Raw genomic sequence first — 26870 nt, forward strand, 5'->3', positions numbered from 1 at the left:
AGATGAGGGGTGACCCCGAGGTATTTCGAAAACGTGTGGAGCGCTTTCAGGAGCTCCTCAGGGAGAACGAGATAGACGGGGCCGTCGTAAGGACCCTCTCCAGCTTCATATACTTCACCGGAACCAAGTGGCTCAGGCCGAGCCTCCTCATCCCTTCAGAGGGTGAACCGGTAGTTTACGTCGTCAAAGGTGAAGCGGAGCTTTTCCGGGAGAAGAGCTGGATCGAAAACGTCGTGGAGTTCCAGCGAGTTGAGGACCTCATGGCGGGTATAGTAACGTGGATACACGGGAACGGAATGACGAGAGTAGGCCTTGAGTTCGGCATAGAGCGTGACGCCTACCTGATATTCCTCAAGATATTCGAGCGCCTCAATCCCACCGTGGAAATAGTTGACATCCTTGACCTCACCATGGGGCTGAGGATGATAAAGGACGAGTGGGAGCTGGACAACATCAGAAAGGCAGGGAAGGTAGCCGTTAAGGGGATGGGGGTCGCTGAGGAGATTATAAAGCCAGGCCTCAGCGAGCTTGAGATAGCGGCCGAGGTGGTCAGGGAGCTCATGCTCAACGGAAGCGAGGATCCCAAGGTCTACGTTTCCGTGACGCCCAGAGCCCATGCCGAACCGTTCCGCGACCTGAGGGTTCCGGAGAACGGCGTCGTTACCATCGTCATCGGGGCGGACTGGAACCACTACTACGCCAACATGGCGAGAACCTTCATCGTCGGAGAGCCGGGGCGAAGGGTCAGAAGGGCCATCGAAGTCAAGGAAGAGGCCTACAGGATTGCGCTTGAGGAAACCAGGGTTGGCGTTGCATTGAGCGCCGTCGAGAAGAGGCTCGCTGAGTTCTTCAGGGAAAAGGGATTCGGTGATGCTTATCTGGCCGGCTACACCCACGGCGTCGGCCTTCTCATCGAGGAGCCGCCAATAACCACAATAGTCGTCCCCCAGAGGGCCACGAAGGTCCAGGAGAACATGGTTCTGACGATAATACACCCGCCCCTCATGATTCCTGAGGGGGCGATAAAGCACGAGGACACCTACATAGTGAAGAAGAACGGGCTGGAGAGGGTCACCTAAAAGACCCTCGCGTAGCCCCATTTGCGTACGCTCGTCAGGATAGAGGTTTCCGTGCTCCTTATCCCCTCCACTCTTCCGAGCTTCTCAATGAGGAAGCTCTCCAGCTCCTGGAGGTCTTTTACCGTGACCTGCATGAGTATGTCGTGCGCCCCGGTTGCTATGCCTAGGACGTCCACCTCCGGCAGTTTGCTAAGCTCTTCCGCCGCTTTCTTCACCCTGCTTGGCTCGACATCAACCGCTATAAAAGCAACGATTGAGTAACCCGCTTTAAAGGGGTTTATCAGCGCCGCGAACTTCCTGACGACGCCCCGCTCCATCAGCTTCTTCACACGGAGCCTGACCGTCGATTCTGGAACCCTTAGACGTCTGGCTATCTCCGAGTAGCTGGCCCTTCCGTCCTCCTGAAGGATGTGGAGTATCATCCTGTCCAGCTCGTCAAGATGTCCATTACTCCGCATTATTCCCCACCTATTTTTGCCAGTTTGATGCCATCCTTTTAAATATTTCCACGGAATCCGCAAAATTTAGGCGAAATTGCTATTAATTTCAAACGCATATAGCAGTACGGTGAGAGCATGGAATATCCTAAGGACAAGGGGCAAGTTCTGGAGCGCTATTCGCGGGTTTTCCCGAGGTCGGCACGCGTTACCTACGCCCCGATAGTCGGGGTGAAAGCCCGAAACGCCCTCGTCTGGGACATCGAGGGCCGGGAGTACATAGACTTCCTGAGCGATGCGGCGGTGCAGAACATCGGTCACAACAACCCCCGTGTTGTCCAAGCAATAAAAGACCAGGCGGAAAGGCTGATCCACTTCACGTTCATCTACGGCTTCCCGGTTGAGCCTCTCCTCCTGGCCGAGAAGCTCGCCGAGATAGCACCGATTGAAAGTCCCAAGGTCAGCTTCGGAATGACGGGGAGCGATGCCAACGACGGTGCAATAAAGTTCGCGAGGGCTTACACAGGTAGGAGAGCGATTTTAAGCTACCTCAGGAGCTACTACGGGGCAACCTACGGTGCTATGAGCATAACTGGACTCGACTTCGAGGTTCGTTCGGTGGTGGGCGAGCTGAGCGACGTTCACTACATTCCCTACCCCAACTGCTACCGCTGTCCCTTCGGGAAGGAGCCAAAGGCCTGCAAAATGGAGTGCGTCTCCTACCTCAAGGAAAAGTTCGAAGGGGAGGTTTACGCGGAGGGAACCGCTGCACTCTTTGCCGAGCCGATACAGGGCGATGCGGGAATGGTCGTCCCACCGGATGGCTACTTCAAAAGAGTGAAGAAAATCCTCGATGAACACGGCATCCTCCTGGCTGTGGACGAGGTTCAGAGCGGAATGGGGAGAACCGGCAAATGGTTCGCAATAGAGCACTTCGGGGTCAGGCCGGACATAATAACCCTCGCAAAGCCCCTCGGCGGTGGACTGCCCATAAGCGCAGTAATCGGCCGGGGAGAGATCCTCGATTCCCTGCCGTCCCTGGGCCACACGTTCACACTGAGCGGCAATCCCCTGGCGAGCAGAGCGGCTTTAGCCGTCATCGAGGAGATTGAGGAGAAGGACCTTCTCAGAAGGGCGGAGAAGCTCGGAAAACACACGAAAAAGAGGCTGGAGGAGATGAAGAAGGAGCACGAGCTCATAGGTGACGTCCGCGGCCTTGGCCTGATGCTCGGCGTTGACCTCGTGAAGGACAGGGAGACCAAGGAGAGGGCCTACGAGGAGGCCAGAAAGATCGTCTGGCGCGCCTACGAGCTGGGTTTAGTTCTTGCGTTCCTCCAGGGCAACGTGCTGAGGATTCAGCCGCCCCTCACGATAGAGGAGGAACTCCTGGAGGAAGGCCTCAACAGGTTGGAACAGGCCATAGCCGATGTTGAGGAGGGCAGGGTTCCGGACGATGTCCTGACGAAGGTTCAGGGCTGGTGATTGACATTTTTCTGTCCATTTTTTCAGCTTCCGAAATCTTTTTAAACAAACTTTTACACAGGTTGAGCGGGCTTCAATGGAAACCCTTGAAACCATGAAGGGACCTGTACTGAAGGTTGGAATCGAGGAGAGGGTTGAACCTTCAAAGGCTTTGGTTTTTGGCCTTCAGCACGTTCTCGCGATGTTTGGGGCGACGGTCACAGTGCCGCTCGTTGTTGGAAGTGCCATTGGGCTGAGCGGCTCCGAAATTGCCCTCATGATACAGGCAGTTCTGCTGGCGATGGGGATAGCGACTCTCCTCCAGACCATAATAGGGTCGCGCTACCCGATAGTGCAGGGATCGAGCTTCGCCTTTATTCCCGGGCTGATAGCCATAGGTTCCTCCCTGGGAATGGCGGCGGTGCAAGGGGCATTGATAGTCGGCGGCCTAATCGAGGCCGCAATAGGCTGGCTTGGGATAATCGGGAAGGTCAGGAAGCTCTTCACACCGCTGGTCACAGGCGTCACGATAACGCTGATAGGCTTCAGTCTAGCAGATGTTGCTGTAAAGAACTTCTTCAATTTCTATGCCGACCCCTCCGGCGGAGCGGTTGTCAAGGCCGCCCTGGTGGCAATGATAACCTTCCTGACGACCGTCTTCGTGGCCCTCAGGGCGAGTGGGAGCCTGAAGGCGATGCCCGTCGTTGTCGGCGCAGTTGTTGGCTATCTCGTCAGCGTCCCTCTGGGACTGGTGGACTCCGGGCTGGTAAAAACCCTGCCCGTGGTAAGCGTTCCCACACTCTTTCCGTGGGGCAGTCCGGTCTTTGACACAACCGCAATAATCCTGCTCCTCTTCGCATTCATGGTGAGCATCATAGAGAGCGTCGGGGACTACCACGCGATAGCGGCCGTTACGGGCTCCGAGATAAACGAAAAGCGGATAGCGAGGGGAATAGGCAGCGAAGGCCTGGCCTGCTCGATAGCGGGCCTCCTCGGGGCGTGCGGGACGACGAGCTACTCCGAGAACATAGGAGTCGTGGCGCTCACCAAAGTGGGCAGCAGGTACGTGGTGCAGATGGGGGCGGTTATCCTCATACTGCTCTCGCTGGTTCCCAAATTCGCTGGAATACTGGCCTCAATGCCGGCGCCGGTTCTTGGGGGTCTGACCTTGGCCCTGTACGGAATGATCAGCGTCACCGGCTTGAGGCTGATAAAGGAGAGGGTCGAGTTTAACGACAGAAACACCCTTATCCTTGCCGCTTCACTCATAGCCGGTCTCGGCGCGCCCCAGTTGCCCCCGGAGTTCCTGGCGGCCTTCCCGAAGATAATCGCCAGCATCCTGGAGTCGGGGATGGCCGTTGGTGCACTAACGGCGATAATCCTTGAGAGGGTTCTCTGATCCCTTCAAATTTTTAAAAATGAGAGAAAAACACGCTCAGATTATGGGGGAGTCTACAATAAAATCCCCGGTCCCTTTTTGTTCCAGCTCCTTTGGCATGTTGGAGAAGCCCAGTATGACGAATATCCTGCCTATGAACATCAGCAAAAATCCCACGAGAATAATGGCCGTTATCGCTCCCCATTTGTACCAGGTGGAGGCATCGTTAAACTCTTTGGTGCCTGTTATCTCGTACATTGCGCCCCAGGTCTTCATCTCGAAGTACGCAACGACTATCATTACCACCAGGAAGAACAGAAAGACGCCGGCTATCACGAAGGTAGGTGAGCTATGCTGGACTTCATGGGGAGGCATCACAACCGTTTCTCCCTCAGGTGTTGTCACTAGGGAATGCGTCTCTTCGATAACACCGAAGCCACTGAACGCAAAGAGGCTCGTGAAGACCACGATGGCAAATATAACAACCACCCCTATCGCGGAGATGAAGGCAAGGAGGTAGTACTTGAATGGCCTGTCATCTTTAACCTTGTCGCCTATCCCTTTGAGCGCGACCAGCACCAAAATAAATCCAACCAGAGCAAGCACGCTTCCTAGGTACGGGACGAAGGCACCGACGAGGCCTATGATCGACCCCCACAGTCCAAGATTTTTCTCACTGCTGACGTCTACCCCCACAGACACCACCGGAAATAAAAACGGCGTTCATTCTTAAAAGGCTTACCTGAAAAAGTGGGAAATTCAGAGGGCGTTTATAGTTTCGGTCTGGGGCTTTCCTTCCAGTTCCTCTGGCAGCTTTGCAAAGGCTATTATCTGATAGATTGCCGCGATGAAGAGGAGCACGATTCCCACGAGGAGTATCGCGGTTATTGCCCCCCACTTTATGAAAGTTGCAGTTTTGTCGAACTCCTCAACGCCCGTTAGCTCATAGGTGGCCCTCCAGGTCTTTACAGCGTAGTAGATGCCGACCACGACTGCGGCCAGTATAAGAGCCATACCGAGAAATATCATCCCTATTCCCAGGGCCCCGAGAACCTGCTCAGGGGTTTCGTTGAACGTCATGCCGGTGCTTGCCATCGCAACGATGCCCACCACCATGAAGATTATCGCAATGACCGCTATGCCTATCGTGGCTATCACCGAGTAGAGGTAGTACCTGAAGGGTCTATCGTCTTTGAGCTTGTCGCCGAGGCCTTTCAGCGCTATCAGCACGAGTATTTCCCCGACGAGGGATAGACCTCCAGCCACCATCCCCCAGTAGGGGATGATGCCGGTAAAGCTCCCGACAAGAACCAGAACCGAGCCTATAAGCCCGAGATTCCTCTCGCTCCTCAGCTCCACCATGTGACCACCGGAGGTTAGTTGGGATTAAAACTTTAAAAGGTTACGCTGGATACTGTCCGGGAGAAAAGGGAGAAAAGGAATTCACTCCTTATTCTCCTCGGTCTTTTCGGCGGGTTCGGCTTCCTTCTTCTCGGCAGGCTTAGCCGCTGGCTTCTTGGGCGGTCTTATGCCGTAGCCCAGTATCTTGAACTTGAACACGGTGCCGTCCCTGAGGTGGTAGGTAACTTCCTTGGTCTCTTTGTTGAACTCTATCTTCTCGACCGGGAAGCGGTAGTCGCCGTATTCGTCCTGATACTTCCTGAACTCGTCGGGGTGTATCGGAACCCAGTCAAACACCTCAAGCTGCTCCTCCTGCCAGGTGGTGGTTATCATGAAGGTCTCGATGAAGCCCAGGGCTCCGGTGGGGCACACGTCAACACAGAACTGGCAGTAGGTGCACCTTCCGTAGTCTATCTTGGGGTGCGGCCTCTTCTCCATCTGGCCGTCCTTTTCGAGCCAGGTCATCTCTATGGCCCTCGCCGGACATATCTGGCCGCAGAAGTTACAGCCGACGCACTTCTTCCAGTCGAGGGTGTGGAGACCGCGGTACTCCTTGGCAATCTGGGTCTTTTCCTGGGGTATCTTTATGGTGACCGGCTTCTTGAAGAGGTACTTCAGCCCCATCCAGGGCTTTATGTAGGACGGCTTCTTCCTGATCTTGCTCTCCGGGGCGACCTTAAAATCGACCTCCATTTCCATCACCTGTCTATGTCCGGTGGGCAGTTGTCAAGGCTTACGAGTATCACGGGCACGTCGGCTATTCTCGCTCCGACGAGTAGCTGTTCGATGACCCTGATTCCGTGGGATATGCTCGGCCCCCTGAGCTGCAGCCTGTACGGCTTGTTCTTTCCGTCGCTGACGACGTAGGCGCCGAAGTCACCCTTTGTGCTCTCAACGTGGGCAAAGGCGTCCCCGGCCGGAACCTTGAACCTCGGCAGGTTCTTGAGCCTCGGGTCTTCGACCTTGTATGGCCCGCTCGGCGGCCCCATGTCGAGTAGCTGTTCGAGTATGTAGAGGTCCTGCTCTATCTCAAAGCGCCTCACCATGACCCTCGCGAGGGCATCTCCGTCCCTCAGGACGGGCACCTCGAAGTCGAGCTCCGGATAGAGGAGGTACGGGTCAACGCGCCTCACGTCGTAGGGGACTCCGGTGGCACGGAGGTTGGGCCCGGTAACGCCCTCATCAAGGGCGAACTTCCTGTCCATCACACCTATCCCTTCAAGCCTGCGGTGGGTTATGTAGTTCTCGAAGAGTATCTCGTCGAAGTCGGGGAGCTTGCTCTTTATGTACTCCACCGTGTCCCTGAGGCGCCTCAGCCAGGCGTCGCTGGGTATATCCCTTCTCACACCTCCAGGGATTGTGTAGATGTGGTAGACCCTGGCCCCGGTGAGCTGTTCGAAGAGCGCCATAAACCTCTCACGGTAGGCGGCAGCCCACTGGCCGGCGGTGTAGACACCGAGCTTGAAGGCCATACCCATCGTCCAGAACAGATACGCTGAGACCCTCGCCATCTCAAGGACGGTTGTCCTGATCCACTGTGCCCTGTCCGGGACTTCCCAGCCGAGTATTTCCTCGACGGCCATTGAGTATATGACCTCCGGGACATCGGGCTCGGGAACACAGACTCTAAGCAGTAAGGCTATGTTCGTGTACCACGGTCTGTACTCGGCCAGCTTCTCGAATCCCCTGTGGAGGAAGCCGGGGTTGGCTATGGCCTTAACGACCCTGTTGCCGTCCATCTTGAGGATTATGCTGTAGTTCTCGGTTGCCATGTGCTGGGGCCCGAAGAACAGTTCGTAGGTGTCCTTGTCTATTGGAAGCAGCTCCATCCCGTTCTCTCTTGCCTCTTTAACAAGCTCGCTCTGTGAAACCATTATCCTCACCTCAGATCACATAGGTGTCCTTATCCTCATCGAACCTGTCCAGTATCTTATACTTCCTCTTCACGTAGCCGAGCATGTCGAAGTCCTTCCTGTAGGAGAGGCCGGCCTCTTTGTCTTCCTCCTCCAGTATCCAGGGCATCTTGAGTTTTGGATTGCCCTCAAAGACGACCTGGAAGAACTCATGAGCATCCCTCTCGTAGGTCTCCGCAACCGGATAGATGTCCATGACGGTGGGCACCACTGAGTTATCCCTCGGTATGGCGGTTCTGACGAAGGTATGTGTCCTGTGGGTTATGCTGAAGACCTGGTAAATCAGCTCGATTTCTCCCCTGTCGGGCCAGTCAACGGCCGTAATTTGGAGCAGGAGCTCAAAGTCGTTGTCCTTGAGGAGCTTGAGGAAGTCCCTTATCCTGTCTGCGGGAATAGTGAACTCTATTCTCCTCTCCCGTCTGACTTTTCCTTCAGCATAGGGCGCCTTTTCAGTGATGGTTGAAACGAGAGCTTCGTAGTCAGTCATTCTTCTCACGCTCCTTTTCGACCCTCTTGAGGTCGTCCATTATCCATGGAAGCCATCTCTTGGCCTCCCTCTCGCGCCATCCCTCTCCGAACAGTTCATCCTGGTTCTTCTTATACCACTCGTAGTTCTCCTTGTAGCGCTTCCAGCTGTCGGCCGTGCCGTTCTCGATCATCTCCATCATCTTGTTGATTCCCTCCATGACGGACTCGGGCCTCGGCATACAGCCGGCTATGTAGACATCGACCGGTATGTAGGCGTCAAGCCTCTTGATGGCGTTGTAGGCGTCCCAGTAGATGCCTCCGTTGATGGTGCACGAGCCGTGCGCTATGACGTACTTTGGATCCGGCTGCATCTCGTAGGTTATGATTATCCTCTTGAGGGTCTTTGGCGTGACGTAGCCGGTAATGAGGAACAGGTCTGCCATTCTCGGGGCTGGGTTCGGCATCATACCGAAGCGCTCCAGGTCATATCTGGAGGTCATGAGCGGCGGCATTTCTATACCGCCGCATCCCGTACAGAAGGACACTATCCAAAGGCTTCTTTTCCTTGCGAATTCAATAAGCGGTTCCCAGAGCTTCCAATCCATTTCTCACCACCTCACAGACTCGCTAACACGGCACCGAGGGCCGCTATGATGGTCGGCCACTTCCAGTAGAACTTGGCCGCCTGGTCTATGGTGAACCTCGGGAAGATGTTGCCGATGAATATTGCAATCATGAGCACCGCTATCTGCTTGATGAGCAGGATTCCGAGGCCTGCTATGGTGTTGAGCACCGGGCTGGCGAATGCCATAACCACCGCACCGCCGAGGAAGATGTTGCTGAAGAACAGCGTTTCGGCGAAGAGGGCTATGGCGTGCTGTATCTGGAGGATACCCATGTGCTTGCCGCCGAACTCGACCATTGGACCGAGGGATATCTCACCCGGTGCGATCATGATGTCGAAGGGCTCCTTTCCGAACATTGCCTGGAGCACTATGTCGTACGCTATAGCCGCCAGCAGGAGGGGTATGTGGATTATGCTCCACCCGCTGACCTGCTGGGCCATGACTATCTGGTACGTGCTGAACGTTCCGTAGAACTCCGCAAGAGCGACTATGGCGAAGCCGAGCGGAACCTGTATGGCAAGCAGTGTGAGCAGTGCACGCTGGGCACCGAGACCTGCCCACGGGTTCCCTGAGCTCATTGCGGCGAACATTATTCCGAGCATCGGTATCTCAAGCAGGAACGTGATGAGGATGAGGTCACCGTAGGCCCTGAGTATGCTGACGCTGCCTATCGGAATGAACATCAATGCCAGTATCGTTGCCCCAAGGGCGTAGATGATTCCGAAGTCGTAGATGAGGCCGTGGGTTATGTTGCTCTTCTTTGAGAGGAGCTTTATGGTATCGAGTATCGGCTGATAGAGCGGCGGACCGACTCTCCTGTGTATTCTCGCTGAGACCTTCCTTATGATGCCCATGAAGATGAACCCTACGAAGGTCGCGTAAAGTAATAGGAAGAGGGCTTTCAGCGCAACTTCAAACATCCTTCACACCCCCCACATTGCCAGTATCAGGAGTATTATGGCCAGATACCAGGCATAGCTCTGAACGTTTCCATTGTAGACATAGTTCCTAAGGGTGTCGGCAAAATCTTCCGTGGTCTTGGCGATGTCCCTGTAGAGCTTGTCGAAGCTTATCCTGAGCCAGAAGGACAGGGCCTCCTTGAGCGGGAGGAAGAAGTTCCTCCTTATGGTGAGGTTGTAGTCCATGGTCACTGGGTTGCCAGACTGGTAGGTGTCGGTGACCGGGACCCTCCTGACCCTTGCGCCGAGGAAGTATATTATTGCCGCCACCAGCAGGCCGATGACGAGCCAGATTGTGATGAGAAGCCCGTTGTACTTGCCGACGCCGATGTCAAGCTCCCAGATGGTTCCGCCGATGACATCTTTGCCTATTATCTTGTTGAGCTCCCCCGCGACGAGACCCGGGGCGATACCGAAGACCACGTTGAGTAAAGCCAGTATGCCCATGCCTATCGCGAGCGGAAGCGGGGCGTCTTTGACGTCGTTGAGGTCAGTCGGCCTCTGTCCGAACCAGACGGCGTAGGTGAACCTGATGAGGTATACGAAGCCGATGGCGCTTCCGAAGAACACCATGCCTCCCAGGATTGGCATGTTCTGGCTTATCACAGCCTCGAATATCAGCCACTTGCTGGCGAAGCCGACGAGGGGTGGTATTCCTGCCAGGCTGAGGATTGCAACAAACGCCATGGCGAAGGTTAAGGGCATTTTCTCGGCCAGACCGCCCATGTCCTTGAACTCGGTCTTGCCGGTGCGGTATATTATCGTCGCCACGATGAGGAAGAACAGCCCCTTGAAGAGGGCGTGGCTTATAGCGTGGTATATACCGGCCTCGATGCTGAGGGCACTGCCGACGCCGATGGCAACGAGGATGTAGCCTATCTGGCTTATACTGGAATAAGCGAAGAGCTTTCTGATGTCCTCCTGGAGGGCAGCCAGAAGACCGCCCACGATTATCGTCAGACCTCCGAGGAAGGCAATTATGTAGCCGAACTTCGGAACGCTCCTGAAGGTTCCGAACTCCGCCATAAGTCTGTACCCCATCAGCATATAGAGGAGTATGAATCCATAAACCCCCGTCTTGCTGAGGACGCCGCTGAACATCGCGGTGTAGCTCTGGTTGGTCTCGCTGTACGCATCGGGCGCCCAGACGTGGAGCGGGAAGGTTCCTGCCTTGACGCCGAACGCTACCAGGAAGAGGCCAAATATGGCCGCCATCTCGCCCCTGCTGAACAGGGTTTCTCCCCCAACCATTCCGAGGGCGGCGTCCTGGGCGAAGGCGTTGTAAACTTGGATGAAGCTGAAGGAGCCGACTCTGGCGTAGATGATGCCTATGGCGATCAGCATGGCGTAGGCGCCTATGACGCTCAGGATGAAGTACTTGAGCGAGGCGGATTTATTGTACTTGAGCACCATCATGAAGCTTCCAAAGGTCATGACCTCCCAGAATATGAAGAACGCCAGCAGGTCGTAGGACAGGAATATCCCAAAGACACCGGTGAGGCTCATGAGGGCGAAAAGCCACTCGTAGCTGCTCCTTGCGGTTGAGGCCATGCCGAGCACCGCGGCCAGACCAACGACACCTGCCATCATGGCAAAGATCCAGCTGAGCTGGGTCAGAGCGAAGTTGAATTTAAAGCCAGCGAAGCTGGCAGTGTACTGTATGGTCTTTCCTGCGTCGATTGTGGGGTACAGGTAAATCAGGTAAGAGAGGGGAATAACCGCACCGACTATGCCGGTTAGCTCCCTCAATATCTTGATGTCGAGCGCCCACGCTATGACCCCCGCTATGAGGGGCGCGAAAATGATGATCAAGAGTTCGTTAATCATGCTCCCACCCCCATCAGTGGCACGTTTTTAATGTAGCTGGCGACGTTGAAGATGTCGTTTCCAGCCTTCTGGGCAAGGCTCCATACGTAGTCCGGGTAGATGCCTATGACGACAACCAGAGCCGCAAGGAAGAGCACCATGAGCCCTATTGCCAGGTTCTCGTTTATCTTCTCACCGTCCCCTTCGAACCATATGACGTGGAGCAGTCTGAAGTAATAAACCGCCTCCACGACGCTCGCTGCCAGTACAAGCACTGCCGCCCAGGTATAGCCAACCTGCAGTGTTGCGAGGATTATTCTGACCTTGCTCCAGAATATGTTGAAGAGCGGTATTCCGACGGTGGCTATGGCGCCGACGGATATCGCGAAGGCCATTAGGGGCATTCTTCTGCCCAGTCCCTTGAAGTTCTCAATCTCCGCCCCTCCAAGGGTCATGGCAACGTAGCCCACAGCGAGGAAGAGCATGGCCTTCACAATGGCGTGGTTGACCATGTGGAAGACTCCGGCATCAACGCCGCTCTGGGTGCCGAGGGCAAAGGCGAGTGCAATGAGACCGATCTGGGCGATACTGGAGTATGCTATCATCCTCTTTACGTCCCTCTGTCTGAGAGCTGCAAGCTCGGCAACAATAACCGTGAGGGTTGCCAGCACGACGAGGAGCTTTAGAACCGAGCCCCAGCTTCCTACATCCTGCATCAGGTAGATGATCCTGGCCATCGCGTAGAGACCAGCCTTGACGACGAAGGCGGAGAACATTGCGGTTATCGGGTGCGGTGCGGCCTGGTAGGCGTCCGGCGCCCATGCGTTGAGCGGGAATATCTCGGCCTCAACTGCCAGTCCAAAGATTATCAGGGCGAGTCCGACCTGTGCAACGGTCGGGTTCATTGTTGCAGCCAGCTGGGCTATCTGGGCCATGTTGAGGGTTCCAAGGGAGCCGTAGATAAGGGCCACACCTATGAGGAAGAAGCTTGAGCCTATCCCACCGAGGACTATGTACTTCATTGAAGCCTCCGCGGCTTCGCCGGTCTTGTTGTAGGCTGTGAGTGCGTAGGCGCTGATTGCGGTTATTTCCATGAAGACGAAGAGGTTGAAGATGTCTCCAGTCGCTATCATGCCCGTTGCACCGAGCATGAGGAGCAGGAACAGCATGGCGTACTTGTCTATCGGTTCGACCTTGATTGACTCAAGGCTGAAAATTGCCATCAGGAAGCTGACGACCGCCACTATCAGCACGAACAGCGCCGCGAAGTGACCGAAGTACAGGTTGATTCCAACGGGCGGCTTCCAGCCTCCGGCCATGACGATTATCGGCTGGCCGGTGGTATAGACCTGCTGGAAGACTAGCGCGGCTATTCCAGTCTGAAGTGCCGTGACTGCTATGAGGAAGTACTTGATGGCGTTCTTCCCAGCGCCCTTCAGCAGGGGCACGAAGAACGCGCTGATGAGGGGCACGGCTATGAGCAGAGCGGCATACTGCCCGTTCATCCTCTCAACCTCCTTATCTCCTCAATGTTGAGTGTTCCGTACTTCTCGTAGATCAGCATGGCAACGCTAAGGGCCATGGCCGTGGTTGCGACGCCGATAACTATCGCCGTAAGAACCAGCGCCTGCGGAATCGGATCAACGGCCTGGCTCGGGCCTATCCCCTCGCTCAGTATAGGTGCGCTCCTTCCGGACACGTAGCCGATGCTGATGAGGAGAAGGTTGACCCCGGTTTCCATTATGCTGAGCCCAATGAGTATCTTAAGCAGGTTCTTCTTGACGAGGATGGCGTAGAGACCTATCAGAACCAGGGCTATGGCCCCGAAGTAGTAGACGCTGATCATTCGCTCACCTCCTCCTTTATCATGCCGTCGATGATCCCGCTGAGCTCCGTACCGACCTTGATTCCGATTATGGTGTAGATTATCGGTATGAAGCCGCCGCTGAGGAGCCTTCCAACGTTCTCCGTGCCGAAGTTCCATGTCTGCCATATCCAGTCGAAGAGGAAGTAGCCACCTATTGCAAGTCCAATGAGGCCGACAAGGACGTAGCCCATTCCTGCTAGCCCCTCGGTCTTCTCGAAGCCCCTGTGGGGTATCTCATAGGTTATGAACGCCAGGTAGAGCAGCAAGAAGGCCGTGGCTATGGTGGCTCCGCCGGGGAATCCTCCACCCGGTGTGAGGTGGCCGTGGATGAAGATGTATGTGCCGAAGAGCATTACGAATGGCACCAGAAGTCTTGTTCCGGTTGTGAGGACTATTGAGCCCTCGGTCTTAGCGCTCCTCTTCTTCTTTCTCTTCCAGAGGAGTGCCCCGACACCGGTTGATGCGATGAACAGGACGGTGACCTCACCGAGTGTATCAAAACCACGGTAGTTGACGACAACGGCCGTTACCGCGTTAACTGCCCCGGTCTGTTGCTTTACGTTGTCGAGGTAGTACTGTCCAACGAGCATCTTATCCTGACCGAAGGGGACACCGGCTAGACCCTGGGCGAGCCAGTAACCCACGATGAGGAGCAGGATTATTGCAAGGAGGCGCTTCATCATTTTCACCACCTCACCCACCAGCCGGGCTTTTCTTCCTCCTCTGTCTCAAAGCGCTGGGTTCTCTTAATGGCGAATATGAACACCGCCGCACTGAGCGCCGCGCCTATGGCAGCCTCGGTCATTGCAACGTCCGGGGCCTGGAGCATGAAGAACAGCAGCGATGCGAACAGGCTTACCGCCGCCATCCCGACGGCGGCCGCGAGCAGGTCCCTCCATTCGACCGCAAGTATTGCGGAGACTACCATTAAGCCAACTATGAGGTACTCGATGAATGTTATACCGTTCATTCTACACCACCCTCCTTTATGGGGGTCTCATCGGGGTTCTTAGGTGAGCCGGCCTCCTTTTCCTTTGCCTCTAGGTGCTCCCTGTATCTGTCAACAACACTGCCCTCCCAGAGAGGTATGCCGCTCTTATAGGCCGCCCTTATGAGTGCGTGGGCGCTTATCGGGTTGGTGAGCAGGAGGAAGACCGCGATGACTATCGTCTTGGTGAGCCAGGCGGCGCTTCCGAAGTCGGTTCCAAGGGCCCAGATGCCGACACCGATAATAACGCCGAGCGAACCCAGGGTGGCGCTCTTGGTGGCAGTCTGCATCCTGTTGTAGACGTCCGGCATTCTGATGAGGCCCAGTGATGAGAGTATGTAGAAGAACGTTCCAAGGAGGACCAGAATTTCTCCAACAGCGGTGAGCGCGTTCATAGGCCTCCCTCCATGTAGCGCGCGAAGGCTATGACCCCACCGAAGGCGAGTATCGCGTAAACGAGTGCAACGTCAAGGAATATCATTCTCCCGTAGTACAGCGCAAAGAGAACCATGAGGCCCGTGGTGATGGTCGTCATAATGTCGACCGCAACGAGCCTGTCAACGGTGGTCGGTCCTCTGAAGACCCTGTACATGCTGAGAAGCGTCGCTATGGCTATAAGCGCGAGATAAACGTTTATCCCTATCATCCGAAGATCACCCTCAGGAACTTTTCAAAGGGTTCGGTTATGTTCTTAGATGCACCCTCAACGCTCGAATCCTTGACGTCTATCCAGTGTATGAAGTACCTGTCCCCGTCGACGTCGAGGGTTATGGTTCCCGGTGTCAGGGTGATTGAGTTGGCGAGGCTGAGCTTTCCAACGTCGCTCTTGAGAACGGTTCTGCACTCAACGATTCCCGGGTTTATGGGCCTCTTGGGGTGCAGAACCCTGTATGCGACATCGAGGTTTGCCATTATCATGGCCCACAGAAAGTACGGGATGTAAGCTATTGCGTAGGCGATCCTCTTTGGGCTGAGGTTTGCGAGGCCGTTGGTGGTGAATATCTCGTAGGTGAACGCACCGACGATGAGCGACAGCAGCAGGCCGAATCCTAGCTCCTGTGGATCCAAACTGGCTGTTAGAAACAGCCATATCAGGAACAGTACGATAACCGTGTACAGGTAGCGGCTTATCTTGCTTGCTTCTCCCATTCAGCAACCCTCCACAGGTTGATGGAAGTGCTCCTTACAGAGTTAAGCGAAGCTAATTTTTGGTTTAAAACAATTGCTTATAAACGTTACCTACGAAGAACAAAGGTTTAAAACGTTTGGTTAAAATAGAGGCACCAGGTTTGTTCTCTAATGTTAAAAAGGGTTCCTCATGGCGCATAGCTTGAGAGGAGTCAGGGAGTTCCCAAATTTGGTTACAGTGAGTGTGAAAAATTGAGGGAAATTTCAATCAAAAAGAAGAGGCGGGTCAGTAGATGGATATCCTCTTGACTCCCTCAAGCTTGGAGAGCTCGTTGATAAGGTCGCCCGGAATTGGTTTCTCCGTGATTATGGTGAGCGTTGCCTCCGGATAAAGCTCCGGATCCTCTGCGACCACCTGGATTATGTTGATGTCCCTCTCGGCTATCTTCTGGGCGATCTTTGCAAGTATGCCTATCGCCCTCGGCTCCGGCTCGATCTCTATGACGCCGTAGCCAACGTGCCTGCCGACATACTTCATGTGAACGGTCGGTTCAAGGTTTACGTAGATCTCCTTCAGCTCGGGTATCTTGAGTATCATCCCCACGGTTTCCTTAACAACCCTTCTGTCGACATCAAGGGCCTTCGCGATCTTTGTGTATGGAACTTCTATATCCCCGGCCTTAATCTTCATATCCTCTGAAACCCTGAGGCCGTACTTGAGGAGCGTCTTAGCGATCTGCTTCCTCACAGGATACTCGTCAAAGTAATGCTCGATCTTTCCCCACATTACCGATCACCCACACTAGTCCATCACTAGACTGTTTAATTCAATAATATTAAAATGTTTCCATGCCCGCATGACTCCAAAAGGTCTCTCCTTAAAAACCTTTGGGCGGGAGTGGGCATGGACGCCCCACTAATGGCCGGATTTTTTATCCATCGGCGGATTTTTAAAATCTCCGCTGAACCCGCAAATATGATTGAGGTCAGGTTGCCCCATACACGTTTCGAGGACGCCGGTGAGAACATTAGGCTCATATGGCGTGAGACTCTTTATGCAGAATTTGAAAAAAGAGAGCTTTCCAGAGTGATCAGGCGAAAGTATCGTGTATTACCGGAAATAACAGTGAAAGACGGCGCTATGGTTATTGATACCGACTATCCTGATGTGGAAAAGTACATCGCTATCTACATCCAGAACAACCTCGGTGCCCTTCTCAAAAACCGCTACACCGGCAGGAAGGTTCTCTACATCCACGAGGGTATGGACGTTCCCCTCCTCGGATACAACGCCTTTGGTTTAATTGACCGGGGGACAAACCTCATCCAGGTGAGGGGCGTAAGCGGCTGCAACCTCAGCTGCGTCTTCTGCTCCGTTGATGAGGGGCCCTACTCAAGGACAAGGAAGCTCGACTACGTTGTTGACATCGACTACCTGATGACGTGGTTCAATGATGTCGCGCGCATAAAGGGGAGGGGTTTGGAGGCCCACCTCGACGGCCAGGGAGAACCGCTGATCTATCCCTTCCGCGTCGAACTGGTGCAGGCCCTCCGCGAGCACCCGAACGTCTCTGTAATCTCCATGCAGAGCAACGGCACATTGCTGAACGATAAGCTCGTCGAAGAGCTGGCCGAGGCAGGTCTGGACCGGGTGAACCTATCCCTCCACTCCCTAGATCCGGACAAGGCGAGGATGCTCATGGGGATAAAAAACTACGACCTGGAGCACGTCCTCGATATGGCGGAGGCACTGGTAAACGCTGGAATCGACGTGCTCATTGCTCCGGTCATAATATTTGGGATAAACGACGACGAGGCAGAGGCCTTCATAGAGTTTGCAATGAAGATAGGCGCCGGGAAGCGCTGGCCGGCCCTCGGCTTCCAGAACTACATCCCATACAAGTTCGGGAGGAACCCCACGATAGCCAAGCTCGTCCCGTTCAAGGAGTTCTACGCCTGGCTCAGAAAACTTGAGGAGAAGACCGGGATGAGGCCCCTCGTCCTGAAGCCAAAGCACTTTGGAATGGAGAAGAGGGAATTTATCCCCCTGGTCTTCCGTCCGGGTGAAACCGTCAGGGCAGAGGTAGTCCTTCCGGGTAGGATCCGGGGGGAGATGCTGGCTAAGGCAAGGAACAGGCTCATAGAGGTAATAAACACTGATGCGGAAGTCGGCGATAGGGTGAGGGTCAAGATCGTCAGGACAAGACATGGAATTTACATCGGAACCCCAGTTTAGGGCCTCACCACTTTGATAACTAATTTATAATCCCCTTATGCATCGTCTTGTCATGACTCCAAAAAGTTTAAATTATCAGCGCCGATGCATTGACCGGGGAGTGTTATGAGGAAAACCTACGGGGTTGTCTTAACTCTGGCCGTCCTTTCGCTCGTGTTCTACTTCGGCAGCTTTACCCTGGCTAACTCGGAAACCCACGTCAGTGTCCAAACTGGAAGCATGAGAAACGTCAATGCTACCTTCAACGAGGGTTTCTGCGTTTACCCTGACTCCCCTTTTGGAAAAATGGTGGCCACCGAACTGAAAGGCAGAGGGCATAAGGTCATGACTCTGTCCTCTCCCGTTGAGTGCGACGGCCAGTTTCTGGCTGTCTGGGTTGAGTGGTTCAACGTCAGCTATTCCCCTATACTTGCGGAGGGACAGGTAAGGGTCGTTGCCATATATTCAAGCGCCGGCGATCCAGCCCACTATCTGAGTTACAGGAACGCCACCGATAAGGAAAAAGCCCTGATGGCCTTTAGCAGAACAGAGAGGCCCCAGTTCCAAGCTTACATCCTCCTCGACATCTCTGATGAATCCAGGGGCATCATCGGTCTCAGGGGCTACCAAAATCACCTCTTGAGAGAGGCGGTAAAAGCTACCGTCGACCGTATTGAGAGCCTCTCACATGGTGAGGCCGGATGAATCGCCAGGGGATTAGCCTCGCACTCCTTATCGTTGTGGTCTATGCCTTCGTCTTTTACTTCTCCCTCTCAACTGGAGTGTCCTGGGACTCAAGGGGTGAGTTCAATCATCTCGCCAACGTTACTGCTCCGGGAAAGGTTGTTGTTGACATGCCCCCTGAGCTTGAGCTGATTTCCGGTGTTTACCCAGAGCTTGACTACCACGGGCAGTTTGAGGACTCCCTGAAGAGTGCTATGGCAGAGGTTTTGGAATCGGAAACTCTCTACTCCGAGTTCGCACACGTGAGGCCGGTCATGGTCTTTCCGGGCGAGGGGTTGCCCTCAAGGATAAACAACTCGGTTGTTATCATTTTCGTTCCGTTTTACGGCCACGAAAACAGGGTCTACTACGAAAACTGCTACGCGAGCATACTCGTTTACATGAACTCTAATGGCGACGTTGGGAGTTATCTGTCGGTGGAGGAAAAATACTCCGGCGATTCAAGAAAAACAGACGACCTGCAGTATTTTGCCGCCGACCTTTTCCGTACCGCCAAAGCAAGGGCTGACCTCGATGGAAGCCCCTATTCGCTGAAGGTGGTTTACTGGAACGTCCTTGAGGTAAGGCGCGGCAAGCTGGCCGATAAGAGCTGCTGGGATATCCTGGCCGGGGAGGTGGGAAAGGAAATTCAAGAATGGGCCCGAACCCTCAGGCCCTCAGATGAACCTTGAGCTCCTGACCTTCAGTTCTCCCTTCTTGTGAAGCTCCAGGAGTATCTCCGCTATCCTCTCCCCGGCCTTTCCGTCACCGAACGGGTTAGGTGCGTTTGCCATCTTTAGATAGAACTCCTCATCCTCAAGCAGTTTGTTCAGGTAGCGAAGGACACGCTCCTTTTCCAGCCCCACCAGGATGTTGCCGCCCGCCTTTACAGTTTCCGGCCTCTCGGTGTTGTAACGCAGCGTTAGGCACGGTACGTTGAGGATTATGCTCTCCTCCTGTATTCCGCCGGAGTCTGTCATTATTGCGAAGGCGCTCTTCTCCAGCTTGAGGAAGTCAAGGTATCCGAGGGGCTTGGTGATTGTCAGGTTCTCAATCGAGTTTATCCTCTCCCATAGACCGAACTCCTTAAGCCTGTTTTTCGTGCGCGGGTGCATCGGGTAGATTGCCCTCATGGGAAGGGCTTCGAGTATCTCGACGAGCTTTGTTAGGTTTTCCCTGCTGTCCGTGTTCTCCGCCCTGTGGGCGGTTATCAGTATGTATTTTTTCGGCTTAAGGTCGAACCTCCCAAGAACGTCGCTCTTTCTCTCGGCTACCTCGGCGTTCTGGAGGACGGCGTCAACTATCGTGTTGCCGACCACATAGACCCCCTCGGTTATCCCTTCCCTCTCTAGGTTCTTCCCCGCCTCTTCCGTTGGGGCGAAGAGAACTTCACTCGCATGGTCGGCCAGGATTCTGTTTATCTCCTCGGGCATCGTTCTGTCAAAGCTCCTCAGTCCTGCCTCAACGTGGGCAACCGGTATCTTCAGTTTGACGGCCGCTAAGGCACCGGCTAGGACGGTGTTGGTATCGCCTTGCACAAGCGTTACGTCCGGCTTTTCCTTCATCAGAACCCTCTCGATATTTATCATTGCCTTTCCAGTCTGTTCCGCCTGGCTTCCAGAGCCGACCTCAAGGTGGTAGTCTATGGGTGGGAGCTCAAGCTCCTCTAGGAAGACCGCGCTCATCTCGTAGTCGTAGTGCTGACCGGTATGGATTAAAAGCGGCTCCACGCTCCTCTCAATGAATGCCCTTATCACCGGTGCGAGCTTTATTATCTCCGGCCTCGTTCCGAAGACGAAGGCTGGCTTCAATACCTTCCCCTCCCAACGCCCCGGAAGATAAAGCCTCGCGGCGGCTCATCGATGACGTGCCTGCCGTCCACCAGAACCCGTGTTCTCATAAGCATGCCCAGCTTCTCCCAGTCGAGGGACCTGAAAGCGGTGTGGTCGGTTGCTATGACGACGGCATCCGCTCCCTTTAGAGCGGCCTCAAGGTTTTTGTGGGTTCCACCGACGAAGGGGTCGTAGGTTCTCACCTCGGCGACATCGTCCCGTATGGCTCCGATGAAGGCAAGTGCCGGTGAATTTCTCGTGTCGTCGCTGTTGCCCTTATATGCTAAGCCAAGAACTGCAACAACAGCCCTATTCGGGGGAACGTTGGCCTCATGGAGGGCGTTGAACAGGAGTTCCCTTGTAAGCAGGGGCATCGAATCGTTTATCTCCCTTGCCAGCCGTATCAGCCCAAAGTCCCTCTCGGCGGGCCAGACGAGAAGATGCGGGTCCTTCGGAAGGCAGTGGCCGCCGACCCCTATGCCGGGCACATGGATCTTGACCCTTGGGTGGGTGTTGGCCAGCTCGATGGCCTCGAAAACGTCTATCCCGTACTGGTGAGCCAAGAGGGCGAACTCGTTGGCGAGGGCTATGTTGACGTCCCGGAAGGTGTTCTCCATGAGCTTAACGACCTCGCTGACGGTTGAGCTCGTTTTGAACGTCTGCCCCTTCACGAAGGAGCGGTATAGCCTTTCAGCAAGTTCGGCGCTTTCAGGGGTTATTCCTCCGAAAATGCGGGAGTTGTAAACCAGCTCCTTGAATATCCTGCCTGGCATTACCCTTTCGGGGGCATGAACCATATAAAAGTCCTCACCCGGCGTGAGTCCGGTGATCCTCTCCACCAGTTCAGCCATTTTAGCAGTTGTGAGCGGAGGGACTGTGCTCTCAATTATTATAAGCGAGCCCTTTTTCATGACCTTTGCAACGGTTTCAATGGCATTCTGTAGGTACTCCAGATTTGGAGTTTTGTCTTCCTTGAGGGGTGTCTGGACGCATATTATGTAAACGTCCTTGTTTTTGATCTCTCCCGGATCGGAAGTTGCACGGAGGGTTCCGTTCTCAATTGCCTTTTTGAGGAGGTCGTCTATCTCGGGCTCAACTATATGGGCCTTTCCGGAGTTTATTTTCTCCACCACATCTCTTCGTATTTCATAGCCCGTAACGTGAAAACCTGCGTTGGCGAACATTATGGCCGTCGGAAGGCCGATGTATCCCAGGCCAATTACGGCTATCTCTGCTTTCCTGCCCTCTATTTTCTCCAGCATGCCCTTCACCCATTACCCTAGTGCCACCGCCTGAATAAAAGTCTTTTCCAGAAAACGATTTCTGGCCGGATTTCCTGGATGTGCACAATTTTGTGGTGCTTCCCGCGTAATTTCATTCTCTCAGCGGGATGCCCTCCAACAATGTCTTTAATTTCACCGAAAGAAAGCGTTCTAAACGTTTGTTCGCTTTGAAACGGCATGAAAAAACTTTGAAAAGAAGGCTTCACAATCGTTTTTGGGAAAGCCTTATATTGAACAGAGTTGTCCAGTAAATTGGTGGATGAGATGAAGGTATGGATTGACATCACGAACGCTCCTCACGTTCACTTTTTCAAGGGTATAATAAAGGAGCTCGAAAAGGCCGGTCACGAGATTCTCGTCACCACGCGGGAGTTTGACGGGTTAACCGGTATTCTGGACATGTTTGGAGTCGACTACTATGTGGTCGGGAAGCACGGCGGTGCAACGCTTGAGGGCAAGCTCCTGGCGAGCACCGAGAGAATGTACAAGCTGTCCAAGCTTATCATTGAAGAAAAGCCGGACCTGGCGATTTACAAGCACTCCGCCGAGGCACCAAGGGTCGCCTTCGGCCTCCAGATGCCGGCAATAGGTTTCGTTGACAACGAAACGGCCGTTGCACAGAACAAGCTCATCCTACCGTACACCACGCTCCTTCTCTACCCCACCGCAATAGACGCATACGAGCTCCTCAGATGCGGTGCGGATCCAAACGGCATGAGGCCGGTTAAGGGCTTCTCCGAGCTGGCGCACCTCTACGGTTTCCTTCCAAGCAGATCTGTCTTGAAAGAACTCGGAGTAAGGCCTGGAGAGTACCTAGTCATGCGCACCGAGCCTATAAAGGCCAACTACTTCAACGGGCCGCCAAAGAGCGTGCTTGAGGATGTTATCCCGCTCCTTCCTGAGGTCCCCATAGTTCTCTTCCCCCGTACGGAAGAGCAAAGGGAGCGTTTCGAGCGCTTCGACAACGTGATAATGCCCGAAAGGCCCGTTGATAGCCTCAGCCTCCTCTACTATGCCAGGCTCATGATAGGTGCTGGTGGAACCATGAACAGGGAAGCTATAGCCCTCGGAACCCCGACGATCTCGACGTATCCCGGAAGGCTGCTGGCCGTTACAAGGTGGCTCGTGGAGAAGGGCCTGAAGTTCCACTCAACCGACCCAGTGAAGGTTGCCAGAATGGCGGAGCGCATGATGGAGATGAACGGGAGCTACCGCGCCTACATAAGGAGCGTTGTAAGCGGTTTCGAGAACCCCATGGACGTCATTCTCCGGGAGATAGAGACCTACGAGGAGTTTGGAACCTTCGTGACAATAAAAGTGGAGGAACCGTCAGATACCAGCAACGCGCGGGGTTACGTAGGCCTCAATAACGGCCGCCACAAGGAGGAGCAGCACTGAAAGTGCAAAGAGCTTTAGTGCCTTCACCGCTCCCCTTTTGAACCGCTCCCCCGTTTCTCCCTCGCCCTTTATTATCTCCCGGTACCAGATGATACCTGAAACCCCCGCGAGCGCTATTGCCGGTATTTCAATGATTCCATGGGGCACCAGACCCAGGATTATCTGGGGGAATGAAAGCTCCCCGCTCTCCTGAACGGCCCTGACGACGAGGCCGACCATAAATCCGTTGAAGGCCATTATCAGCCACGGTCCCAGGCCGAAGAAGAGGCCCGATAGGAGCATGAAGAGTGCCACCATCGAGTTGTTGGTGAATATCTTGACGAAGTTCTCAAAGCTGGAATCTGAGGTTGGATCTATTTGTTCGGCCAGCTTTTTGACGGCATCCATGGCCGCTCCGGGATTTCCAATGGCGAAGAGATATCCGGCGAATGAAGCTGCAAGAAATACGATGAGCAGGTAGCCGAGGATCCTTCTGGGAACCTCCACCTTGAGCCCGAGCATACCCCCACCTCACTCCCTGAGGGCGTTCTTGAGGGCAATCTTGAAGTCTTCAACGTTAACATAGGGCATCTCTATGTCCATCCTCACCGCGAAGAACTCGTCTATAATCTGCTCCAGTTCTTCGAGTTTGTGTCCCTCAAGCTTCTTTTCAAGCTCCTGGACTGCCTCTTCTGGATGCATGAAGAAGTCTCCGGTGATCTTCACGTGTTCTGCTTTTCCGTCTCTCTCGTCGAACTCTATCCTAATCAGGCCCTTTCTGGCCTTGTGCTCTCCAACGTGGTGCTTCATACCCATCCCCAAAGTAAATGGTTCGGAGAACTTTTTAAAGGTTGGGTATAAGTGGTTGCGGTGGTGGGAATGGGATACGCTCAGGTTAAGGGGAAGATCAGGCTTATCCTCCAAGAAACTCTGAAAGAAATGCTGAACGAGGTTGGAAAAGAGTGGGAAGGTGAGATAACCTTCGACGACACTCCGAATATCGAGCTTGGCGACTTCGCAACAACGGTCTCCTTCCAGCTGGCGAGGGTTTTCAGGAAGGCACCGAAGCTCATCGCCGAGGAGCTTGTTGAAAGACTCAGGGAGAGGTTACCCGAGGAAATTGCCGACGTCAAGGCCGTGAACGGCTACATAAACTTCTATCTGAACTACGAGATATTTGCCAAAAACCTCGTACGCGAGATACTCGATGAAGGGAATGCCTACGGAGAGAGTGAGGTTGGGGCCGGAAAGAAGGTCATCGTTGAACACACCTCAGTAAACCCGACAAAGCCCCTCCATATGGGGCACGCCAGGAACGCAGTTCTCGGAGACACTATGGCGAGGATAATGAGGAAGCTCGGCTACACCGTTGAAGTCCAGAACTACATAGACGACCTTGGCGTGCAGTTTGCCCAGGTTCTCTGGGGCTATCTCCATCTGAAGGACGAGTTTGAGAGTATTGAGGCTGAACTGAGGGATAAGGGCCTGAAGGAAGACTTCATAGACCACGTTATGGGCCTGCTATACGTTGAGGTGAACAAGCGCATAGAGGAGAATCCGGAGGTTGACAAGGAAGTCCGCGAGCTCATGAAAAGGCTTGAAGAGGGGGACAACGAGATAGCCGAACTCGGCAGGAAGCTGGCCGAGCGCGTTGTCAGGGCCCAGATGCTGACAACCTACCGCATGGGAGTGACCTATGACCTCCTCAGCTGGGAGAGCGACATAATGAGGAGCGGAATCTTCGGCGAGGCCTACGGGCTCATTGAGGCCAACGAGAACTTCTTCTGGGCCACGGAAGGCAAGTACAAAGGAGCCTTCGTGATGGACCTCAGGAAGCTCTTCCCGGACATGAAGAACCCCTTCCTCGTCCTCAAGAGGAGCGACGGGACCGCCACTTACACCGGCAAGGACATCGCGTATCATCTCTGGAAGTTCGGAAAGGTCAGTGCCGATATGCTCTACAAGCCATGGGACAAACGTGAAGAGCACGAGACCTGGACGACCGCCCCCGACGGGGATGAGATGCCCGGGAAATTTGGGGGAGGGGACATAGTCATCAACGTCATCGGCGCCGAGCAGAAGCACCCCCAGATGGCGATACGCTATGCCCTCCGGCTTCTTGGATTTGAGGAGAGTGCGGAGAACTTCCACCACCTTGCTTACGAGCACGTTGTTCGGCCGGAGGGCAAGTTCTCGGGAAGGAAGGGAACCTGGGTCGGCTTCACCGTCGACGAGGTTCTCAACGAAGCCGTCCGGAGGGCGAGGGAGCTGGTGGAGGAAAAGAACCCAAGCCTGAGCGATGAGGAGAAGGATAATATCGCGGAGGCCGTTGGAGTTGGGGCCGTTCGCTTCAACCTGGTCAAGTACAGCCCGGACAAGGTAATCACCTTCAGGTGGGAGGACGTCCTCAACTTCGAGGGCGAGAGCGCCCCCTACGTCCAGTACGCCCACGCACGCTGTGCCTCGATTCTTAGGAAGGCAAAGGAGAAGGACATAGAGACTGACTGGAAGGTTCTCATGGAGAAGGCTGACTTCTCGAAGCTTACCAGCAGGGAGAAAGAGCTGATAAAGCTCCTCGCAAAGTTCCCGGAGATCGTGGAGCAGGCAGGTAAGGACGTCAAGCCCCACCTCATCCCGTGGTACGCCAACGAGGTCGCCTCGCTCTTCAACAAGTTCTACATGGATCATCCGGTGCTCAAAGCCGAGGAAGGCATAGTGGAGGAGAGACTGCTCTTAGTTTTGGCTGTAAAGCAGGTTCTCAGCAATGCTCTTGAACTGCTCGGCATAGAGGCGCCCGAGAAGATGTGATCACTCCCTCAACACTTTTTCCACCACGGGGTCTATTATTCTGTATCCGCCGTTCTCCTTCTTTATCCACCCCATCTTTTCCAAGTTCCTGAGGAGATTGGTCAGCCTGGCGTTCGTTATGGGGCCACTCTTTGCTTCCACGTAGTCCCTTATCCCAGACCACCTCGATAGTCCGATGGAGACCGCACGCAGGATGAGGGCGTACCTCGGGGAGCGCCTTTCAAGTTCTAGTAGCTCCTCCCGTATCATGCTCCTCGCCTTTGCCATCGTGGTTTCCAGGGCCTTTTCTGGGTCCCCCTTTTTCCAGTAATTGAATCCAAACTCAACGAGCCATCCGGGTATTCCATCCAGCTCGTCAACGGCCCTTTTGATGTCATCCTGCGGTACGTTCAACCCAACCTCCGAGAAGCCCACCCTAAGGAACTCCTCGGAAAGCTCCCTCGGAAACGGTCTGACCTCAACCTCCTCGTAGATTCTTCCGTAGAGGGGGCTTGAGTAGTCATCCAGTCCCAGAAAGTCGTGGAGAAGTCCAACCTCCGAGCCTGTGAATACAAAACCCAAGTTAGGCATTGAGTCGTAGGCGTGGGCTATGGCAGCCAGCAGATCCTTTCCGCCCCTGGAACCGTAGAATCTTAGATACTGGGCCTCGTCAAAGGCCAGGATGACCTTATGGCCCGTTTTTTCCCCAATTCTGTTGATAACCTCAAGGATGTCCATAAACCCCATGTCGCGGGGTTTGATCTGGATTCCCCCGATGTTCACCTTCTCAATGCTAATGCCCCGGAGAAATCCAAAACGGCCCCTTCCAATGAGTATTCTACTGAGCTCGTCCGTTATCACTGAGGCGCTTATGTTTCCGCTCCCTGCCGCGTAGAGCCTGCGGGCATCGAGGTAGAGTCCGATTCCCTGATATTCGTTAAGGGCCGCCTTTAGAAGGGAGCTCTTACCCACGCGGCGGATTCCTATGATAAGGGTTATTGGATACTCCCCCATGCCTCTGAGGATGGCTTCAAGTTCCTCCTCTCTGTCAAACATCTCCTCCCTTCTCTCCTTTGGTCTCGGGTCAAAGAGCATAGGTATCGCCCCCGATACCAGGTATCGGTACCGGTACTTAAAACCTT

General features: G+C 54.4%; 30 protein-coding genes. 8 read left to right on the forward strand and 22 right to left on the reverse strand.

Features of this window, described 5'->3' with window-relative positions; all coding sequences use genetic code 11:
* Nucleotides 1-2: 2 nt before the first annotated feature.
* Nucleotides 3-1079, forward strand: coding sequence for a M24 family metallopeptidase (locus A3L14_RS04815; protein WP_055428639.1), 1077 nt, complete (start codon nucleotides 3-5; stop codon nucleotides 1077-1079).
* On the opposite strand, the gene A3L14_RS04820 is transcribed toward A3L14_RS04815, so the two are convergent.
* Nucleotides 1076-1537, reverse strand: coding sequence for an Lrp/AsnC family transcriptional regulator (locus A3L14_RS04820; protein WP_055428640.1), 462 nt, complete (start codon nucleotides 1535-1537; stop codon nucleotides 1076-1078). The genes A3L14_RS04815 and A3L14_RS04820 overlap by 4 nt on opposite strands.
* Nucleotides 1538-1654: 117 nt before the next feature.
* Here A3L14_RS04820 and A3L14_RS04825 point away from each other — a divergent pair, with 117 nt between their 5' ends.
* Entirely contained in the window at nucleotides 1655-2998 is a 1344-nt protein-coding gene (locus A3L14_RS04825; protein ID WP_055428641.1) for a leucine/methionine racemase, read from the forward strand.
* A 76-nt stretch (nucleotides 2999-3074) separates the two neighbouring features.
* Nucleotides 3075-4376: a uracil-xanthine permease family protein gene (locus A3L14_RS04830; RefSeq protein ID WP_055428642.1), complete on the forward strand. Its 1302-nt coding sequence runs from the start codon at nucleotides 3075-3077 to the stop codon at nucleotides 4374-4376.
* Between the two features lie 36 nt (nucleotides 4377-4412).
* Here A3L14_RS04830 and A3L14_RS04835 read toward each other — a convergent pair whose 3' ends face one another.
* From A3L14_RS04835 to A3L14_RS04910, 16 genes are all read right to left on the reverse strand, one after another.
* A complete protein-coding gene (locus tag A3L14_RS04835) occupies nucleotides 4413-5057 on the reverse strand; it encodes a DUF996 domain-containing protein (RefSeq protein ID WP_232473415.1) in 645 nt (214 codons plus the stop codon).
* 57 nt (nucleotides 5058-5114) lie between these two features.
* Nucleotides 5115-5717 carry a DUF996 domain-containing protein gene (locus A3L14_RS04840; protein ID WP_055428644.1) on the reverse strand — a complete coding sequence of 201 codons (603 nt, stop codon included), beginning with the start codon at nucleotides 5715-5717 and terminating at the stop codon, nucleotides 5115-5117.
* 81 nt (nucleotides 5718-5798) lie between these two features.
* Nucleotides 5799-6449, reverse strand: a complete 651-nt coding sequence (gene nuoI, locus A3L14_RS04845; protein ID WP_394325658.1) for an NADH-quinone oxidoreductase subunit NuoI — start codon at nucleotides 6447-6449, stop codon at nucleotides 5799-5801.
* A 5-nt stretch (nucleotides 6450-6454) separates the two neighbouring features.
* The gene (locus A3L14_RS04850) at nucleotides 6455-7630 is read right to left on the reverse strand and encodes an NADH-quinone oxidoreductase subunit D (RefSeq protein WP_055428646.1); all 1176 of its coding nucleotides are present in this window, start codon (nucleotides 7628-7630) and stop codon (nucleotides 6455-6457) included.
* A gap of 10 nt (nucleotides 7631-7640) precedes the next feature.
* The gene (locus tag A3L14_RS04855; RefSeq protein WP_055428647.1) at nucleotides 7641-8156 is read right to left on the reverse strand and encodes an NADH-quinone oxidoreductase subunit C; all 516 of its coding nucleotides are present in this window, start codon (nucleotides 8154-8156) and stop codon (nucleotides 7641-7643) included.
* Nucleotides 8149-8742: a NuoB/complex I 20 kDa subunit family protein gene (locus A3L14_RS04860; protein ID WP_055428648.1), complete on the reverse strand. Its 594-nt coding sequence runs from the start codon at nucleotides 8740-8742 to the stop codon at nucleotides 8149-8151. The genes A3L14_RS04855 and A3L14_RS04860 overlap by 8 nt, the downstream gene beginning before the upstream one ends.
* Before the next feature lie 11 nt (nucleotides 8743-8753).
* Entirely contained in the window at nucleotides 8754-9683 is a 930-nt protein-coding gene (locus A3L14_RS04865) for a respiratory chain complex I subunit 1 family protein (RefSeq protein ID WP_055428649.1), read from the reverse strand.
* Nucleotides 9684-9686: 3 nt separating this feature from the next.
* Complete coding sequence (locus tag A3L14_RS04870; protein WP_074631316.1) at nucleotides 9687-11546, reverse strand: proton-conducting transporter transmembrane domain-containing protein; 1860 nt, start codon at nucleotides 11544-11546, stop codon at nucleotides 9687-9689.
* Nucleotides 11546-13033: a proton-conducting transporter transmembrane domain-containing protein gene (locus A3L14_RS04875; RefSeq protein ID WP_055428650.1), complete on the reverse strand. Its 1488-nt coding sequence runs from the start codon at nucleotides 13031-13033 to the stop codon at nucleotides 11546-11548. The genes A3L14_RS04870 and A3L14_RS04875 overlap by 1 nt, the downstream gene beginning before the upstream one ends.
* The gene (locus tag A3L14_RS04880; protein ID WP_055428651.1) at nucleotides 13030-13374 is read right to left on the reverse strand and encodes an NADH-quinone oxidoreductase subunit K; all 345 of its coding nucleotides are present in this window, start codon (nucleotides 13372-13374) and stop codon (nucleotides 13030-13032) included. The genes A3L14_RS04875 and A3L14_RS04880 overlap by 4 nt, the downstream gene beginning before the upstream one ends.
* Entirely contained in the window at nucleotides 13371-14078 is a 708-nt protein-coding gene (locus tag A3L14_RS04885) for a Na(+)/H(+) antiporter subunit B (protein ID WP_055428652.1), read from the reverse strand. Before A3L14_RS04885 ends, A3L14_RS04880 begins: the two co-directional genes overlap by 4 nt.
* A gap of 2 nt (nucleotides 14079-14080) precedes the next feature.
* The gene (locus A3L14_RS04890) at nucleotides 14081-14365 is read right to left on the reverse strand and encodes a DUF4040 domain-containing protein (RefSeq protein WP_055428653.1); all 285 of its coding nucleotides are present in this window, start codon (nucleotides 14363-14365) and stop codon (nucleotides 14081-14083) included.
* Complete coding sequence (gene mnhG, locus A3L14_RS04895; protein ID WP_055428654.1) at nucleotides 14362-14778, reverse strand: monovalent cation/H(+) antiporter subunit G; 417 nt, start codon at nucleotides 14776-14778, stop codon at nucleotides 14362-14364. Before mnhG ends, A3L14_RS04890 begins: the two co-directional genes overlap by 4 nt.
* A complete protein-coding gene (locus A3L14_RS04900; protein WP_055428655.1) occupies nucleotides 14775-15029 on the reverse strand; it encodes a monovalent cation/H+ antiporter complex subunit F in 255 nt (84 codons plus the stop codon). Before A3L14_RS04900 ends, mnhG begins: the two co-directional genes overlap by 4 nt.
* Complete coding sequence (locus tag A3L14_RS04905) at nucleotides 15026-15532, reverse strand: Na+/H+ antiporter subunit E (protein WP_055428656.1); 507 nt, start codon at nucleotides 15530-15532, stop codon at nucleotides 15026-15028. The genes A3L14_RS04900 and A3L14_RS04905 overlap by 4 nt, the downstream gene beginning before the upstream one ends.
* 265 nt (nucleotides 15533-15797) lie before the next feature.
* A complete protein-coding gene (locus A3L14_RS04910) occupies nucleotides 15798-16298 on the reverse strand; it encodes a hypothetical protein (protein WP_055428657.1) in 501 nt (166 codons plus the stop codon).
* A gap of 189 nt (nucleotides 16299-16487) precedes the next feature.
* Between A3L14_RS04910 and A3L14_RS04915 the strand changes: the two genes are divergently transcribed.
* From A3L14_RS04915 to A3L14_RS04925, 3 genes are all read left to right on the forward strand, one after another.
* Entirely contained in the window at nucleotides 16488-17747 is a 1260-nt protein-coding gene (locus A3L14_RS04915; protein WP_055428658.1) for a radical SAM protein, read from the forward strand.
* A gap of 105 nt (nucleotides 17748-17852) precedes the next feature.
* Nucleotides 17853-18431, forward strand: coding sequence for a hypothetical protein (locus A3L14_RS04920; RefSeq protein WP_055428659.1), 579 nt, complete (start codon nucleotides 17853-17855; stop codon nucleotides 18429-18431).
* Nucleotides 18428-19141, forward strand: coding sequence for a hypothetical protein (locus A3L14_RS04925; RefSeq protein ID WP_055428660.1), 714 nt, complete (start codon nucleotides 18428-18430; stop codon nucleotides 19139-19141). The genes A3L14_RS04920 and A3L14_RS04925 overlap by 4 nt, the downstream gene beginning before the upstream one ends.
* Here A3L14_RS04925 and wecB read toward each other — a convergent pair.
* A complete protein-coding gene (gene wecB / locus A3L14_RS04930) occupies nucleotides 19127-20260 on the reverse strand; it encodes a non-hydrolyzing UDP-N-acetylglucosamine 2-epimerase (RefSeq protein WP_055428661.1) in 1134 nt (377 codons plus the stop codon). The genes A3L14_RS04925 and wecB overlap by 15 nt on opposite strands.
* A complete protein-coding gene (locus tag A3L14_RS04935; protein ID WP_074631250.1) occupies nucleotides 20257-21543 on the reverse strand; it encodes a UDP-N-acetyl-D-mannosamine dehydrogenase in 1287 nt (428 codons plus the stop codon). Before A3L14_RS04935 ends, wecB begins: the two co-directional genes overlap by 4 nt.
* A gap of 285 nt (nucleotides 21544-21828) precedes the next feature.
* Between A3L14_RS04935 and A3L14_RS04945 the strand changes: the two genes are divergently transcribed.
* Complete coding sequence (locus A3L14_RS04945; protein WP_055428663.1) at nucleotides 21829-22962, forward strand: DUF354 domain-containing protein; 1134 nt, start codon at nucleotides 21829-21831, stop codon at nucleotides 22960-22962.
* On the opposite strand, the gene A3L14_RS04950 is transcribed toward A3L14_RS04945, so the two are convergent.
* Both A3L14_RS04950 and A3L14_RS04955 read right to left on the reverse strand, forming a co-directional pair.
* Complete coding sequence (locus A3L14_RS04950; protein ID WP_055428664.1) at nucleotides 22894-23463, reverse strand: stage II sporulation protein M; 570 nt, start codon at nucleotides 23461-23463, stop codon at nucleotides 22894-22896. The genes A3L14_RS04945 and A3L14_RS04950 overlap by 69 nt on opposite strands.
* A gap of 9 nt (nucleotides 23464-23472) precedes the next feature.
* A complete protein-coding gene (locus tag A3L14_RS04955; protein ID WP_055428665.1) occupies nucleotides 23473-23751 on the reverse strand; it encodes a lipoate protein ligase C-terminal domain-containing protein in 279 nt (92 codons plus the stop codon).
* Between the two features lie 69 nt (nucleotides 23752-23820).
* On the opposite strand from A3L14_RS04955, the gene A3L14_RS04960 reads away from it, so the two are divergent.
* Nucleotides 23821-25749, forward strand: a complete 1929-nt coding sequence (locus A3L14_RS04960; protein ID WP_074631248.1) for an arginine--tRNA ligase — start codon at nucleotides 23821-23823, stop codon at nucleotides 25747-25749.
* Here the strand turns inward: A3L14_RS04960 and A3L14_RS04965 are convergent, their stop codons facing one another.
* A complete protein-coding gene (locus tag A3L14_RS04965) occupies nucleotides 25750-26823 on the reverse strand; it encodes an AAA family ATPase (RefSeq protein WP_055428666.1) in 1074 nt (357 codons plus the stop codon).
* Between the last annotated feature and the right edge of the window lie 47 nt (nucleotides 26824-26870).

The organism is Thermococcus thioreducens, from assembly GCF_002214545.1.
Lineage (GTDB): Archaea > Methanobacteriota_B > Thermococci > Thermococcales > Thermococcaceae > Thermococcus > Thermococcus thioreducens.

Coding starts and splice junctions, on each gene's coding strand:
- A3L14_RS04815 (WP_055428639.1), top strand. CDS start 3: ATGAGGGGTGACCCCGAGGTATTTCGAAAACGTGTGGAGCGCTTTCAG.
- A3L14_RS04820 (WP_055428640.1), bottom strand. CDS start 1,537: ATGCGGAGTAATGGACATCTTGACGAGCTGGACAGGATGATACTCCAC.
- A3L14_RS04825 (WP_055428641.1), top strand. CDS start 1,655: ATGGAATATCCTAAGGACAAGGGGCAAGTTCTGGAGCGCTATTCGCGG.
- A3L14_RS04830 (WP_055428642.1), top strand. CDS start 3,075: ATGGAAACCCTTGAAACCATGAAGGGACCTGTACTGAAGGTTGGAATC.
- A3L14_RS04840 (WP_055428644.1), bottom strand. CDS start 5,717: ATGGTGGAGCTGAGGAGCGAGAGGAATCTCGGGCTTATAGGCTCGGTT.
- nuoI (WP_394325658.1), bottom strand. CDS start 6,449: ATGGAGGTCGATTTTAAGGTCGCCCCGGAGAGCAAGATCAGGAAGAAG.
- A3L14_RS04850 (WP_055428646.1), bottom strand. CDS start 7,630: ATGGTTTCACAGAGCGAGCTTGTTAAAGAGGCAAGAGAGAACGGGATG.
- A3L14_RS04855 (WP_055428647.1), bottom strand. CDS start 8,156: ATGACTGACTACGAAGCTCTCGTTTCAACCATCACTGAAAAGGCGCCC.
- A3L14_RS04860 (WP_055428648.1), bottom strand. CDS start 8,742: ATGGATTGGAAGCTCTGGGAACCGCTTATTGAATTCGCAAGGAAAAGA.
- A3L14_RS04865 (WP_055428649.1), bottom strand. CDS start 9,683: ATGTTTGAAGTTGCGCTGAAAGCCCTCTTCCTATTACTTTACGCGACC.
- A3L14_RS04875 (WP_055428650.1), bottom strand. CDS start 13,033: ATGAACGGGCAGTATGCCGCTCTGCTCATAGCCGTGCCCCTCATCAGC.
- A3L14_RS04880 (WP_055428651.1), bottom strand. CDS start 13,374: ATGATCAGCGTCTACTACTTCGGGGCCATAGCCCTGGTTCTGATAGGT.
- A3L14_RS04885 (WP_055428652.1), bottom strand. CDS start 14,078: ATGATGAAGCGCCTCCTTGCAATAATCCTGCTCCTCATCGTGGGTTAC.
- A3L14_RS04890 (WP_055428653.1), bottom strand. CDS start 14,365: ATGAACGGTATAACATTCATCGAGTACCTCATAGTTGGCTTAATGGTA.
- mnhG (WP_055428654.1), bottom strand. CDS start 14,778: ATGAACGCGCTCACCGCTGTTGGAGAAATTCTGGTCCTCCTTGGAACG.
- A3L14_RS04900 (WP_055428655.1), bottom strand. CDS start 15,029: ATGATAGGGATAAACGTTTATCTCGCGCTTATAGCCATAGCGACGCTT.
- A3L14_RS04905 (WP_055428656.1), bottom strand. CDS start 15,532: ATGGGAGAAGCAAGCAAGATAAGCCGCTACCTGTACACGGTTATCGTA.
- A3L14_RS04910 (WP_055428657.1), bottom strand. CDS start 16,298: ATGTGGGGAAAGATCGAGCATTACTTTGACGAGTATCCTGTGAGGAAG.
- A3L14_RS04915 (WP_055428658.1), top strand. CDS start 16,488: ATGATTGAGGTCAGGTTGCCCCATACACGTTTCGAGGACGCCGGTGAG.
- A3L14_RS04920 (WP_055428659.1), top strand. CDS start 17,853: ATGAGGAAAACCTACGGGGTTGTCTTAACTCTGGCCGTCCTTTCGCTC.
- A3L14_RS04925 (WP_055428660.1), top strand. CDS start 18,428: ATGAATCGCCAGGGGATTAGCCTCGCACTCCTTATCGTTGTGGTCTAT.
- A3L14_RS04935 (WP_074631250.1), bottom strand. CDS start 21,543: ATGCTGGAGAAAATAGAGGGCAGGAAAGCAGAGATAGCCGTAATTGGC.
- A3L14_RS04945 (WP_055428663.1), top strand. CDS start 21,829: ATGAAGGTATGGATTGACATCACGAACGCTCCTCACGTTCACTTTTTC.
- A3L14_RS04950 (WP_055428664.1), bottom strand. CDS start 23,463: ATGCTCGGGCTCAAGGTGGAGGTTCCCAGAAGGATCCTCGGCTACCTG.
- A3L14_RS04955 (WP_055428665.1), bottom strand. CDS start 23,751: ATGAAGCACCACGTTGGAGAGCACAAGGCCAGAAAGGGCCTGATTAGG.
- A3L14_RS04960 (WP_074631248.1), top strand. CDS start 23,821: ATGGGATACGCTCAGGTTAAGGGGAAGATCAGGCTTATCCTCCAAGAA.
- A3L14_RS04965 (WP_055428666.1), bottom strand. CDS start 26,823: ATGCTCTTTGACCCGAGACCAAAGGAGAGAAGGGAGGAGATGTTTGAC.